The organism is Duganella rivi (assembly GCF_009857435.1).
GTDB lineage: Bacteria > Pseudomonadota > Gammaproteobacteria > Burkholderiales > Burkholderiaceae_D > Rugamonas > Rugamonas rivi.
On the sequence record NZ_WWCK01000005.1, the window covers coordinates 213,889 to 226,522 of the forward strand.

9 protein-coding genes are annotated in these 12,634 nt (G+C 63.4%); 4 read left to right on the plus strand and 5 right to left on the minus strand.

Features of this window, described 5'->3' with window-relative positions; genetic code table 11:
- Window positions 1-87: 87 nt before the first annotated feature.
- From GTP45_RS17095 to moeA, 3 genes are all read left to right on the plus strand, one after another.
- Complete coding sequence (locus GTP45_RS17095; protein ID WP_161015088.1) at window positions 88-3,210, plus strand: Rne/Rng family ribonuclease; 3,123 nt, start codon at window positions 88-90, stop codon at window positions 3,208-3,210.
- Between the two features lie 104 nt (window positions 3,211-3,314).
- Window positions 3,315-4,430 (plus strand): GTP 3',8-cyclase MoaA, encoded by a 1,116-nt coding sequence (moaA, locus tag GTP45_RS17100; protein WP_161015089.1) that lies wholly within the window; start codon window positions 3,315-3,317, stop codon window positions 4,428-4,430.
- Between the two features lie 2 nt (window positions 4,431-4,432).
- Entirely contained in the window at window positions 4,433-6,334 is a 1,902-nt protein-coding gene (gene moeA / locus GTP45_RS17105; RefSeq protein ID WP_161015090.1) for a molybdopterin molybdotransferase MoeA, read from the plus strand.
- On the opposite strand, the gene GTP45_RS17110 is transcribed toward moeA, so the two are convergent.
- The 5 genes from GTP45_RS17110 to cqsA are packed head-to-tail and all read right to left on the minus strand — an operon-like array spanning window position 6,309 to window position 11,192.
- Window positions 6,309-7,436 (minus strand): MFS transporter, encoded by a 1,128-nt coding sequence (locus GTP45_RS17110; RefSeq protein ID WP_161015091.1) that lies wholly within the window; start codon window positions 7,434-7,436, stop codon window positions 6,309-6,311. The two genes, moeA and GTP45_RS17110, sit on opposite strands and share 26 nt — an antisense overlap.
- Window positions 7,437-7,440: 4 nt before the next feature.
- A complete protein-coding gene (locus tag GTP45_RS17115; protein WP_161015092.1) occupies window positions 7,441-8,220 on the minus strand; it encodes a DeoR/GlpR family DNA-binding transcription regulator in 780 nt (259 codons plus the stop codon).
- Between the two features lie 55 nt (window positions 8,221-8,275).
- Window positions 8,276-9,544, minus strand: coding sequence for a DNA recombination protein RmuC (locus tag GTP45_RS17120; protein ID WP_161015093.1), 1,269 nt, complete (start codon window positions 9,542-9,544; stop codon window positions 8,276-8,278).
- A 4-nt stretch (window positions 9,545-9,548) separates the two neighbouring features.
- Window positions 9,549-9,941 (minus strand): group II truncated hemoglobin, encoded by a 393-nt coding sequence (locus GTP45_RS17125; RefSeq protein WP_161015094.1) that lies wholly within the window; start codon window positions 9,939-9,941, stop codon window positions 9,549-9,551.
- Window positions 9,942-9,956: 15 nt separating this feature from the next.
- Window positions 9,957-11,192, minus strand: a complete 1,236-nt coding sequence (cqsA, locus tag GTP45_RS17130; RefSeq protein WP_161015095.1) for an alpha-hydroxyketone-type quorum-sensing autoinducer synthase — start codon at window positions 11,190-11,192, stop codon at window positions 9,957-9,959.
- Between the two features lie 174 nt (window positions 11,193-11,366).
- On the opposite strand from cqsA, the gene GTP45_RS17135 reads away from it, so the two are divergent.
- Window positions 11,367-12,632, plus strand: coding sequence for a sensor histidine kinase (locus tag GTP45_RS17135; protein ID WP_161015096.1), 1,266 nt, complete (start codon window positions 11,367-11,369; stop codon window positions 12,630-12,632).
- Window positions 12,633-12,634: the final 2 nt, after the last annotated feature.

The following is a 12,634-nucleotide window of genomic DNA, read 5'->3' on the forward strand; positions in this document are numbered from 1 at the left end:
TTCTCGCGCATATCCCTGTAGCTTGCTGTACCGGACCTAGAAAAACCGGGCAGCACACATGGCCCAAGGGTCGCGGAGTTTATAAAAATGAAACGCATGTTGTTTAATGCTACGCAGCAAGAAGAACTGCGCGTAGCGATCGTCGATGGTCAGAAACTGATCGATATCGACATCGAAACCGCCGGACGCGAACAGCGCAAGTCCAACATCTACAAAGGCGTGATCACCCGCATCGAACCATCGCTCGAAGCTTGCTTCGTCAGCTATGGCGAAGATCGCCACGGTTTCCTGCCATTCAAGGAAGTAGCACGCACTTACTTCAAAGAAGGCGTCGATGTCCGCAATGCTTCCGTCAAAGAAGCGCTGCGCGAAGGCCAGGAAATCATGGTGCAGGTGGAGAAGGAAGAGCGCGGCAACAAAGGCGCCGCCCTGACCTCCTTCGTGTCGCTGGCCGGCCGTTACCTGGTGCTGATGCCGAACAACCCGCGCGGTGGTGGTGTTTCGCGCCGGGTTGAAGGTGAAGAGCGCCAGGAACTGCGCGAAACCATGGACAAGCTGGACCTGCCGCCAGGCATGTCGGTCATCGCCCGCACCGCCGGCATCGGCCGCAGCGTGGAAGAACTGCAGTGGGACTTGAACTACCTGATGCAACTGTGGCGCGCGATCGAAGGCGCCGGCAAGTCGGCTTCCGGCGCGTTCCTGATCTACCAGGAGTCGTCGCTGGTGATCCGCGCGATTCGCGACTACTTCCAGCCGGATATCGGCGAGATCCTGATCGATACCGACGAGATCTACGAGCAAGCCCACCAGTTCATGAGCCACGTGATGCCCGACATGGTGCACCGTGTAAAACGCTACAGCGACGACGTACCGCTGTTCTCGCGTTTCCAGATTGAACACCAAATTGAAACCGCGTACTCGCGTACCGTGCCGCTGCCATCGGGCGGCGCCATCGTGATCGACCACACCGAGGCACTGGTATCGGTCGACGTCAACTCGGCCCGCGCCACCCGCGGTTCCGACATCGAAACCACCGCTTTCCACACCAACTGCGAAGCCGCCGAAGAGGTAGCCCGCCAGCTGCGCCTGCGCGACTTGGGCGGCCTGATCGTGATCGACTTCATCGATATGGAAGTGGCCAAGAACCAGCGCGAAGTGGAACAGCGCCTGAAAGACGCCCTGCACCACGACCGCGCCCGCGTTCAGATGGGCAAGATTTCGCGCTTCGGCCTGATGGAACTGTCGCGCCAGCGCCTGCGTCCGTCGCTGTCGGAAGGTTCGCACGTGACCTGCCCACGCTGCTCGGGCACCGGCCACATCCGCGACACCGAATCGTCGGCGCTGCAAGTCCTGCGCATCATCCAGGAAGAGGCGATGAAGGAAAACTCGGCCACCATCCACGTGCAAGTGCCGGTGGACGTGGCAGCCTTCCTGCTGAACGAAAAGCGCGGCGAAGTCCTGAAGATCGAGACCCGCCATCGCATCACCATCATCCTGGTGCCGAACAAGCACCTGGAAACTCCGCACTACAAGCTGGAACGCATCAAGCACGACGATCCGCGCCTGGAAGACAGCAGCGCCAGCTACACCCTGGCCGAGCAAGCCGAAACCGACCTGGCCTACAGCAAGCGCCAGAAGGAAGAAGCCAAGCCGCGCCAGGAAGCCATGGTCAAGACCATCACCCCTGAGCAGCCTGCACCGCTGGTTGACCGCAAGCCGACCGAGACCGTCATCAAGCCGGCCCCGGCCCCAGCACCGGCGCCAGCCGAGCAAGGTTTCTTTGCCAAGCTGATCGGCTTCTTCACCGGCAAGCCGGCCGCACCGGCCCTGCCGCAGCAGCCGACCATCGTGGTCAAAACGCCTGCCAACGGCGAGCGCGGCGACCGCAACGCGCGTGGCCCACGCGGCCGCAACCGCAACGGCAAAGGTGGCCGTGGCGAGCGCGAAGAGAAAGAACCGGGCGCAGCCCGTGGCGAGAAGGAAGAAGGCAAGGCAGCGGACGCCAATGGCCGTCCACCACGCCAGCCGCGTCCTCCACGCGAACCACGCGAGCCGCGTGAGCAGGCAGCAGAAGGCCAGGCACGCGAACGTGCAGAGCGTCCAGAGCGCGCCGAGCGCCCGGAACGTGCTGAGCGCGCAGAACGTGGCGAGCGTCCAGCACGCCAGCCACGCGAACCGCGGGGCGACAAAGCGCCAGTGGAAGCCAAAGCTGAAGAGCTGGCAATGAACGCCGTTGCACCAAACGCCGGTCCTGCGACCGACGCCGCTGCAAGCATCCTGAAATCGGCGCCTAACGCCGGCCCAGAGGGCGATGACAACGAAGTGGCAGGTGAAGGCGATGAGCCACGCCGTCGTCGCCGTCGTGGTGGCCGTAACCGCAATCGCCGTGAACGCGAAGGCGTAGAAGGCCAAGAGTCGGCAGCAGGCGCCGATGGCGAACAAGCTGAACTGAGCTTCGCGCCAGTGGCCGAAGTCGCGGAAGCTGCTGAAGCCGCCGCTGCTGATGCACCGGCTGCAGCCGCTCCAGTTGCACCAGCGCCAGCCGCCGTGGAAGCCGTTGAAGCGCCAGCCGCTGCACCGGTCGCCGCTGCGCCAGCGCCAGTGGTAGAAGCTCCTGCTGCGCCAGTGGCTGCCGCACCGGTGGAAGTTGCACCGGTGGAAGTTACACCTGTGGCCGCCACTCCGGTGGAAGCCGCGCCTGCCGTAGCTGCTCCTGTCGAAGCTGCACCAGTAGCAGCCGCTCCGGTGGAAGCCGCACCGGTCGTTGCTGAGCTTGTCCCTGCTGCTCCTGCATCAGTTGCAGCCCCGGTCGAAGCCGCTGTTGTGGAAACCGCTCCAGTTGCCGTTGCTGCGCCAGTCGCCGCACCGGCAGTAGAAGCCGCACCAGCCGTGGTGGAAGCACCTGCTGCTGTCGCCGTCGAAGCACCGGCCCCAGTGCCCGTGGCCGCCGAGCCAGCACCTGCTCCTGCTGCACCAGCAGTTGCAGCGCCAGCACCAGTAGCAGCCGCACCGGCCCCATCGGCCCCGATCGACCTGCAAGCCGTGCTGAGCACCGCCGGCCTGACACTGGCCGCCACCGACCCAGCCAAACTGCGCGCCGCGCAGGAAGCCGCTGCCCAAGTGGTGCAGCCAGTGCGCGTGCCACGCGAGCGCAAGCCGCTGCCGCCGCAAGTTGACGAGCCGCTGATCCAGGTCGACACCCGCCGTTAAGCCGCACCGGCTGACAGCAAAAAAGGGAAGCCTCGTGCTTCCCTTTTTTTATCATGCTATCGTAGCTGTCTGAGTCATTAGCAATCGCTTTCATAAACAGCAATATGGCAGAAAAAATTATTATGATGACCGAGCAGCGCGGTGCCGCGCCGGCCATCCCCGCAACACTGGAAACGCCAACCGGCTTGCTGAGCGACCGCATGGCGCGGCCGCTGCACGACCTGCGCATCTCCGTCACCGACCGCTGCAACTTCCGCTGCGTGTACTGCATGCCGAAAGCGGTGTTCAACAACGACTACCCTTACCTGCCGCATACCTCGCTGCTGTCGTTTGAAGAAATCACCCGCATCGCCAAGCTATTCATCGCCCACGGCGTGGAAAAACTCCGCCTGACCGGCGGCGAACCGCTGCTGCGCAAAAATATCGAAAAGCTGGTCGGCATGCTGGCCGAATTGAAAACGGTGAGCGGCAAGCCACTGGATTTGACGCTGACCACCAACGCCTCGCTGCTGGCCCGCAAAGCGCAGTCGCTGAAAGACGCCGGCCTGCAGCGTGTGACCGTCTCGCTGGACGCCTTGGATAACGCCACCTTCCAGCGCATGAACGACGTCGACTTCGCGGTCGAAGACGTGCTGAAAGGGATAGACGTCGCCCACCGAGTTGGCCTTGGGCCGATCAAGATCAACATGGTGGTCAAGGGCGGCATGAACGATCACGAGATCCTGCCGATGGCGCGCCACTTCCGCGGCTCGCCCTACATCCTGCGCTTCATCGAATACATGGACGTGGGCGCATCCAACGGCTGGAAGATGAACGAGGTAGTGCCATCGTCCGAAGTCGTGCGCCGCATCAGCGCCGAAATGCCGCTGGAGCCCGTGGCCGCCAACTACACCGGCGAAACCGCATCGCGCTGGCGCTACGCCGACGGCAGTGGTGAAATCGGCTTGATCTCAAGTGTATCCCAGGCATTCTGCTCGGACTGTACGCGCGCGCGCCTGTCGACTGAGGGTAAACTGTACACCTGCCTGTTCGCCACCAGCGGCCACGATCTGCGCGCCCTGCTGCGCGAAGGCCGCAGCGACGCCGAAATCAGCACCGCGCTGGCGCACCTGTGGCGTGCGCGCGAGGACCGTTATTCGGAGCTGCGCACCAGTCAGACCGAGGTACTCAAGCGAGAGCGCAGTGCCAACAAAGTAGAAATGTCTTACATCGGGGGTTAGTTTTGTCTTTGAAGAGCAAGATCACCGGGTTGATACTGGCGGGTGGACGCGGCACGCGCATGGGTCGCGTGGATAAGGGCTTGCAGCCGTTTCGCGGATCGACGCTGGCAGCGCACGTGCTGGCGCGCTTGTCGCCGCAGGTAGCCACGGTCGCGATCAACGCCAATCGCAATCTGCCGCAGTACCAGGCGCTGGCCGGCGAGTCGCCGGTGCTGCCGGATTTCCTTGATGGTTATGCCGGGCCGCTGGCCGGGCTGCAAATCGGCTTGCAGTTTTGCCCGACCGAGCTGCTGTTGACGGCGCCGTGCGATTCGCCGTTCTTCCCGGAGGATTTGGCCGCGCGTTTGTACGCGGCCATGCAAGAACAAGGCGCCGACATGGCGATAGCGGTGACGATGGAGCGCGATCCGGAGCAGCCGGACGCCGCGCCATTCCGCCAGCCGCATCCAGTCTTCGCACTGCTCAAGGCCAGCGTGCTGCCGCAACTGGACGCTTACCTCGACACCGGCGCGCGCCGCATGGAAGGCTTCTTCAACACGCTGAAAGTGGCCGAAGTGCTGTTCGAAGACAGCGCCGCCTTCAGCAATATCAACACGCTGGAAGAACTCCAACACCACGAACGCAGCACGCCAGCGCCAGCCGCACCGAGCGCCGCGCCACGCGATAGCGATCCGCCCGCACTGCCGGTCGCCGAGGCCCAGCGCTTGATCTGCCAGCGCATCACGCCAGTCGACGCCACTGAAACGCTGCCCCTGCTGGCCGCTCTGGATCGCGTGCTCGCCACCGACATCATCTCGCCGATCAACGTCCCCGCCCATGACAACTCGGCGATGGACGGCTACGCCCTGCGTGGCGCCGACCTGCCAGCCGACGGCACGGCCACGTTTAAGGTCATCGGCGTCGCCTACGCCGGCCATCCGTTCACGCAAGCGCCGCAAGCCAACGAATGCGTGCGCATCATGACCGGCGCCAGCATCCCAGAGGATTGCGACACCGTGCTGCCGCAAGAACTGGCCGCCGCCATCGAAGGCGACCAAGTCACCATCGCCGCCAACGCCGTCCGCGCCGGCGCCAACCTGCGCCGCGCCGGTGAAGACTTGAAAGCCGGCGGCGTCGCCATCGCCGCCGGCAAACAAATCCGTCCTGCCGACATGGGCTTGATCGCATCGCTGGGCATCGGCCAAGTCACCGTCAAGCGCAAACTCAAAGTCGCCTTCTTCTCCACCGGCGACGAACTGCGCTCACTGGGCGACAAGCTCGAACCAGGCTGCGTCTACGACAGCAACCGCTACACCTTGTTCGGCATGCTGACCCGCCTGGGCTGCGAGGTAATCGATATGGGCGTAGTAAAGGACGACCCGCAAGCGCTGGAAGCCGCCCTGCGCGAAGGCGCCAACAAAGCCGACGCCATCATCACCTCCGGCGGCGTCTCCGAAGGCGCGGCCGACTACACGCGCGACATCATGGCCTTGATCGGCGACGTCGCCTTCTGGAAGCTGGCCATGCGCCCAGGCCGCCCGCTGGCCTTCGGCAAAGTCCAAACGGAGCAAGACAGCGCTTGGCTATTCGGCCTGCCCGGCAACCCGGTGGCCGTGATGATCTCGTTCTATATGTTCGCCCGCCCCGCCCTGCTGCGCATGATGGGCAGCGAGACAAAACTGCAAACCGTTCAAGCCCGCGCTACGGAAGCCATCCGCAAGCGCCCCGGCCGCACCGAGTACCAGCGCGGCATCCTGAGCACTGGCGCCGACGGCACAGCGCAAGTGCGCCTGACCGGTGCACAAGGCTCAGGCATCCTCAGCTCCATGAGCGAGGCAAACTGCATCGTGGTGCTGCACCACGATCAGGCCAACGTCGCCGCCGGCCAGCTGGTTGAAGTTATGCTGTTCGACGGGCTTGTGTAGCCACCAGCAGCATGCCGACCGCCAGTGCGGCAAAGGCCCACTGCAAGCCAACGGCATGCGCGACAAAGCCAATCAAGCCCGGGCCGGCCAAAATACCAGCATAGCCGATGGTTGAAATGGCGCTCACCGCCAGGCTGGCCGGCATATCGTTCTGGTTACCGGCCGCCGTGAACAGCACTGGCACAATGTTCGAGGCGCCGCAACCGATCAGCACAAAGCCCACCAGCGCCAGCCAAGCCGACGGCGCCAGCACCACGATGAAGAAGCCCGCAGCAGCAGCCAGGCCGCCCAGCAGCAACACGCGTCGGCCGCCCCAGCGCTGCACGATCTTATCGCCATTCAAACGTCCGACCGTCATCGCCACTGCGAACGCTGCGTAGCCAAGACCGCCCTGCGCGCCGCTCATGCCACTATTGGTCAGCATCACCGCGCTCCAATCCAGAACGGCGCCTTCGGCCAGGAACACGAACATGCACAGCACGCCGATTACCACCACCGCGCCGCGCGGCACCACCAGCAAAGGCGCATCGCGTTCCGCCGCCGGTGCTTCGCGCAGCAAATTAGGGCCGGCAGCCAGCAGCACCAAGGCCACCGCAATCGTCATCGCCACCGAAGCGCGGACAATGTCCATGCCCAGCCACAGCATCAAACTCATGACGCCTGCGCCAACGATGCCGCCCACGCTGAACATGCCGTGGAAGCCCGACATCAGCGCACCGCCATAATCCTTCTCAACGATCACCGCCTGCACATTCATCGATACATCGAGCGTGCCCAAAGTTGCGCCGAACAGGAACAAGGTCAATCCCAGCAAAGGCGCGCTAGGCGCTATCGCCAGAAACGGAAACACCGCGCAGCAGCCGAGGCCCGACAACAGAATCACCGGGCGGCAGCCATAACGCGCCGCCAGCAAGCCAGTCACCGGCATCGCCAGCAGCGAGCCTACGCCGAGGCACAGCAGCAGCAAACCCAGTTGCGCAGCTTCGACGCCGGTGCGCGACTGCGCATACGGCACCAGCGGCGCCCACGAAGACATGGCCATACCGGCCGCCAGAAAAGCGAGGCGCGTGGAGACGCGTTGTTTCAATCCGTAGTTATTCATGGGTTCAAGCCTCAGCGCGCAGCAAGCGGGTACCGGCAAGGGCATATGCCTCCGCCACATCCTCATTGGTGTCTGCCTCGACGATCAAGTGGGTTAATTGGGGAATCGCCAGCACGCGATACGATGCGACCGCACCGATCTTGCTGGCGGTAGCGACAACTGCGGTGGCTTTGCTTTGTGCCGACAGCCGGCGTTTGAATTCGGCTTCTTCAAAGTCGATGGCGGTGACGCCGGCGTGCAAGTCCACGCCGCACGCGCCGATGAAATACAGGTCGGGATGCATCAGCTCCAGCTCGCGCAGCGCAGTCGCACCGACACTGCCGCCCAGGCTTTGCTTGATGCGGCCACCGATCATGACCAGATCGATATGCGGTTTATCCAGCAGCCGCGCGGCAATGGATGGCGCGTTGGTCAGCACCGTCAGCGGCACCTGCGGCAGCGCCTCGGCAATTGCAAGGTTGCTGGAACCGGCATCAAGGAAGATGGTGCCACCAGCCGGCACCAAGGTCGCAGCCGCCGCAGCGAGACGTGACTTGTCGGACTGGTGACGCTCCATGCGCTGCACCAGCGTGCCGCTTTCCGGCGCGGCCGGCATGCGCACCGCGCCGCCGTAGACCTTCTGGCACAAGCCGGCAGCAGCCATATCGCGCAGGTCGCGGCGGATGGTGTCTTCGGTGACGTTCAGTTCACGCGCCAGCAGCGCGGCCAGCACGCGGCCTTCTTGATTTAGTTGCTTAAGGATTAATGCGTGCCGCTCGGGCAGCAGGAGGTTGTCGCGTTTCATGGGCGTGATTGTACACAAGTACGCAAAATTGCGCACAAATACGCCCAAACACGGATCAATCGTGTTCGGGTTCGGTTCCGATCAAGCGTTGCGCCTGCTCGGTCGGCAGGGCTTCCACGGTTTTCAGCTTGCGCGCCATCTGGCGGCTGCGGGTCTCGGCCGATTCGATATTCTTGGCGGCGCGTTCCAATGTGAGCTTGGTCGCGGCCAGCACATCGCCGAACTTGGCAAACTCCGTCTTCACCGCGCCCAGCACCTGCCATACTTCGGACGAACGCTTCTCCAGCGCCAGCGTGCGGAAGCCCATCTGCAAACTATTAAGCAGTGCCGTCAAGGTGGACGGCCCGGCGATGCTGATGCGGTTCACGCGTTGCAGCTCGTCGGCCAGGCCGGGACGGCGCATCACTTCTGCGTACAAGCCTTCGGTCGGCAGGAACAGAATCGCAAAGTCAGTGGTGTGCGGCGGCGAGACGTACTTCTCGGAGATGGTCTTGGCTTCCACGCGAACCGCGCGTTCCAACTCGCGGCCGGCCGCAGCCACGCCTTCCGCATCGGCGCTGTCGGCCGCTTCCAGCAAGCGTTCGTACTGCTCTTTCGGGAATTTGGCGTCGATCGGCATCCATACCGGCGCGCCGCCTTCTGTTTGCCCCGGCAGCTTGAGCGCAAACTCCACGCGCGCACCAGTGCCGGCGATGGTCTCGACGTTCTTCGCATACTGGTCGGGCGTTAGCACCTGCTCCAGCAGCATCTCCAGTTGCACCTCGCCCCACGTGCCGCGCGTTTTCACGTTGGTCAGCACGCGCTTCAAATCGCCCACGCCAAGCGCCAGTTGCTGCATCTCGCCGAGGCCTTGGTGCACGCGCTCCAGGCGCTCGGACACTTGCTGGAACGAGGCGTTCAAGCGTGTCTCCAGCGTAGCGTGCAGTTTTTCGTCCACCGTCTTGCGCATCTCTTCAAGGCGCGCACCGTTATCGGCTTGCAGATCCTTGATCTTGGTCTCCAACATCACGCGTACTTCCAGCATGCGCTGGTTCATGGTGTCGGCGAACAGCTTGAGATTGCGGGTCTGTTCGTGGCGGCTGCTGACACCCTGCTCCTCCAGCTGGCGGCGCATCGCCTCGAACTGCTGAACGTTGGCGGCGTTGCTGGTCTGCGCGGTGGTTTGCAGTTGCATGCGCACTTCACGTTCGACACGTTCGATGCGCTCGGCCAGATCGGAAGACGCACCGGCCGCGCCACCGCGAGAACGCAGCAGCACCAGCACTTGCAAGACGATGACGGCGGCCAGTGCGGCCAGCAGGACGAAAAACTCGATAGAGGTCATGGAATCAATCCGGCTTGTTGCGCATCCAGTCTGCGGTTTGGAAGAAGGAGTTCATCAAGCGCACGCGCAGTTCGGTGTCGATGCCGGTATCTTCCATCGCCCACGCCATGCAGCGCAGCCACTGGTCGCGTTCCTGCGTGCCGATGGCGAACGGCATATGCCGCATGCGCAAGCGCGGATGGCCATGCGCCTCTTGATACAAATCCGGGCCGCCCATCCAGCCGCTGAGGAACATGAACAAGCGCTGGTTGGCATTCTCCAGCGAGGGGCCGTGCACGGAGCGCAGCAGTTGGAACTCAGGTTCGAGTTCCATCAAATCATAAAAGCGGTCGACCATCGCGCGGATGGTCGATTCGCCGCCAATTACTTCGTAGAGGGTGCGGGATTCTTCAGTCATACCCGCAATGATAGCTTATACGAGGGCCAGCTTGCGCAGGCGCCGCGTGGACGACCAGTTCTCCAGATCGACCTGCCCGCGGATCTCATCGCAAGCGTGAACAATGCGCGCCAACTGCGCTTGATCGAGGCCGGAATTCAGCGTCAAGCGCACCAGCGAACGGTTCTTGGGCGTGGCCGGTGCACAAAACATCGCGCCATAGACGCCGTGCTGTTCCAGCAGCTTGCGCAGGGCCAGCGTCTTGGGCTCCGGCCCGGGCTCCAGCGCGATGATTTGCTCGCTGCCGTCGCTGACGTTGTAGCCTAGCGTACGCAATTCCTCACGCAGCATGCGCGCGTGCCGGTGCAGGCGGGCGCGCCGCCGATCCGCCGCAGCGATGAAGTCAATCGCCGCATCGAACCACGCCAGCTCATGGCCCAGCAAGCAGGAACTGAAGATCGCCGGGCGCGACTCGGACAAGAAGTAGCCCTTGAATTTACCGGAGCAGGTAATGAAGCCAGCCCGCCCGGCAAACGCCTTGGCCAGGGACGCGGTGCGGAAATGCACGCGCTCACTCAAGCCTTCCGCCGCCACCAGCCCGGCGCCGCGTGGGCCGTGCGTGCCCAGCGAGTGCGATTCGTCGACGATCAATATGCAGCCGCTACGCTCCGCAATCTCCACCAGCGCGGCCAGCGGCGCCACGCTGCCGTTGGTGCTGTACAGCGCATCGACCACGATCAAGCCGCGGCCGTGGCGCTGCAACTGCTTCTGCAAATGCTCCATATCGTTGTGCAGGAAGGACACCGGCGTGGCGCCGGCCGACTGCACGCCCTCCCACAGCGAGGCATGCGCCTGCATATCGAGGTACACGGGAATGCCCGGCGCGGCCAGCGTCTGCACCAGCCCCACATTCGCGGCCCAGCCGGATTGCGCCAGGATGCCGTCCTCCGCGCCCATGAACTGCGCCAGCTTGCGCTCCAGGCGATGCTGCGCGCTGCCCTCTTGCAGATACACGGCCGACATCAGCAGCTCGCCGGCGCTGTGCTGCAAGGCCGCCACCTGGGCGCCCACCAGCGCCGGTTCGCCGGCCAGGCACAGATAGTCATTCCCGGCCAGGAACACCGCGCTGGCCGGCGTCGGCTGCCACGCGTGCGGATGCTCGCCGCCCAGCAGTTGTTCGATACGGGTGATGTAATGCAGATCCATGCGCCGGGTCACAAAATCAGGCAAGGCGGTGGTCAAATGGGTGTGGCGGGCAATTGCGTAGGTCATGGCGCATCTCCAATTGGGTTTTGGACAAAAAGATTGTTTTTTTATGAACTGAGGCCTCACCATGCGGCGAAAAAATCCACCAGAGATTGATGCGGATCAAGATCCGTTTTGATATTGCAGAATCCGTTGCAAATACAGGCGATGATGGCAACTTGATAAAAATCAAAAGCCACCATGAAGTCTCCCCTGCACGAACGCTGGAAACGCTGGCAGCACGGACTGGTACATTCGCTGCTGCAATACCACGGCCGCGAGGATCACGCGACCGTGCGCGTTCTGCTACTGGCCTGCATCGGCACGGTGGGTATGCCGCTGTACTACGTGATCTGGCAGCACTTCTTCCCGCAGGCGTACGAGTCGCTGCCGCTGCGCATGCTGGGCATTCTGCTGTGCGCCATGGGCCTGTTCGCGCGCCAGTTCAGCCGCCAGATGCTGAACACCTATCTGCTGGTCACGCTCAGCTACATCTTCCCGTTCTTCTTCACCTTCATGTTTTTGATGAACCACGCGTCCGGGGTGTGGAGCGAATCGCTGCTGATCGGCCTTGTGGTGCTGTTCCACTTCGATACCGGGCTGGCACTGCGCGCGTACGCGATCGGCACGGCGGCGGCCTGTATTGGCACGGCCGCGCTGGGAGAAGGCGGCATGCTGTTCAGTCGCGAAGTGCTGCAACAGGTGCCGATCCACTGGTTCACCATTGCCGTGCTGTCGGCGGCCAAAATCAGCCGCCACGTGCTGGCGCAGGAAAAGCTGGCCGGCATGGGCGCCGGCCTCGCCACGGTGGCGCACGAGTTGCGTACGCCGCTCACCAGCGTGGACGCCAATGTGCGCGGCCTGCTGCGCATGATGGCCGCCGCCCAAATCCACAACAAGGACGACCGCCTCACCATCCTCGACGCGCTGGCGCGCATCCAGTTCGAGGTGCGCCACATGAACCACATGATCGATCTGTTTTTATTGAGCGCCACGGCGGTGCGGCAAAACCTGCATCCGGTGGAAACGGTGTCGATGGAAACCGTGGTGAAAGCGGTGCTCAAGCGCTATCCATTCTCCAGCCACAAGCAGCAGAAGATGGTGCAACTGGAGCTGCGCAACAACTTCCAGTTCGCCGGCCAGAGCGAGCTGGCGGTGGTGGTGCTGCTTAACCTGATGCGCAACGCCCTGCGCGCCGTGCAGCGCGCCGGCAAGGGCCGGGTGCGCATCGTGATCGATGGCGGCCACACGCCGCCACGCCTGCTGTTCATCGACACTGGCTGCGGCATCGCCGCACAGCATATGTCGCTGATCTTCCGCCGTTTTTATTCGCACCCGCCGCACAACGGCGCCGGCATCGGCCTGGCCTTGTGCCAGGAGATCATGGATGCCTGGGGTGCGCGCATACGCTGCGTCTCGCGCGAGAGCGCCTACGCTATCTTCGTTCTTGAATTCCCCGCGAGGTGAAT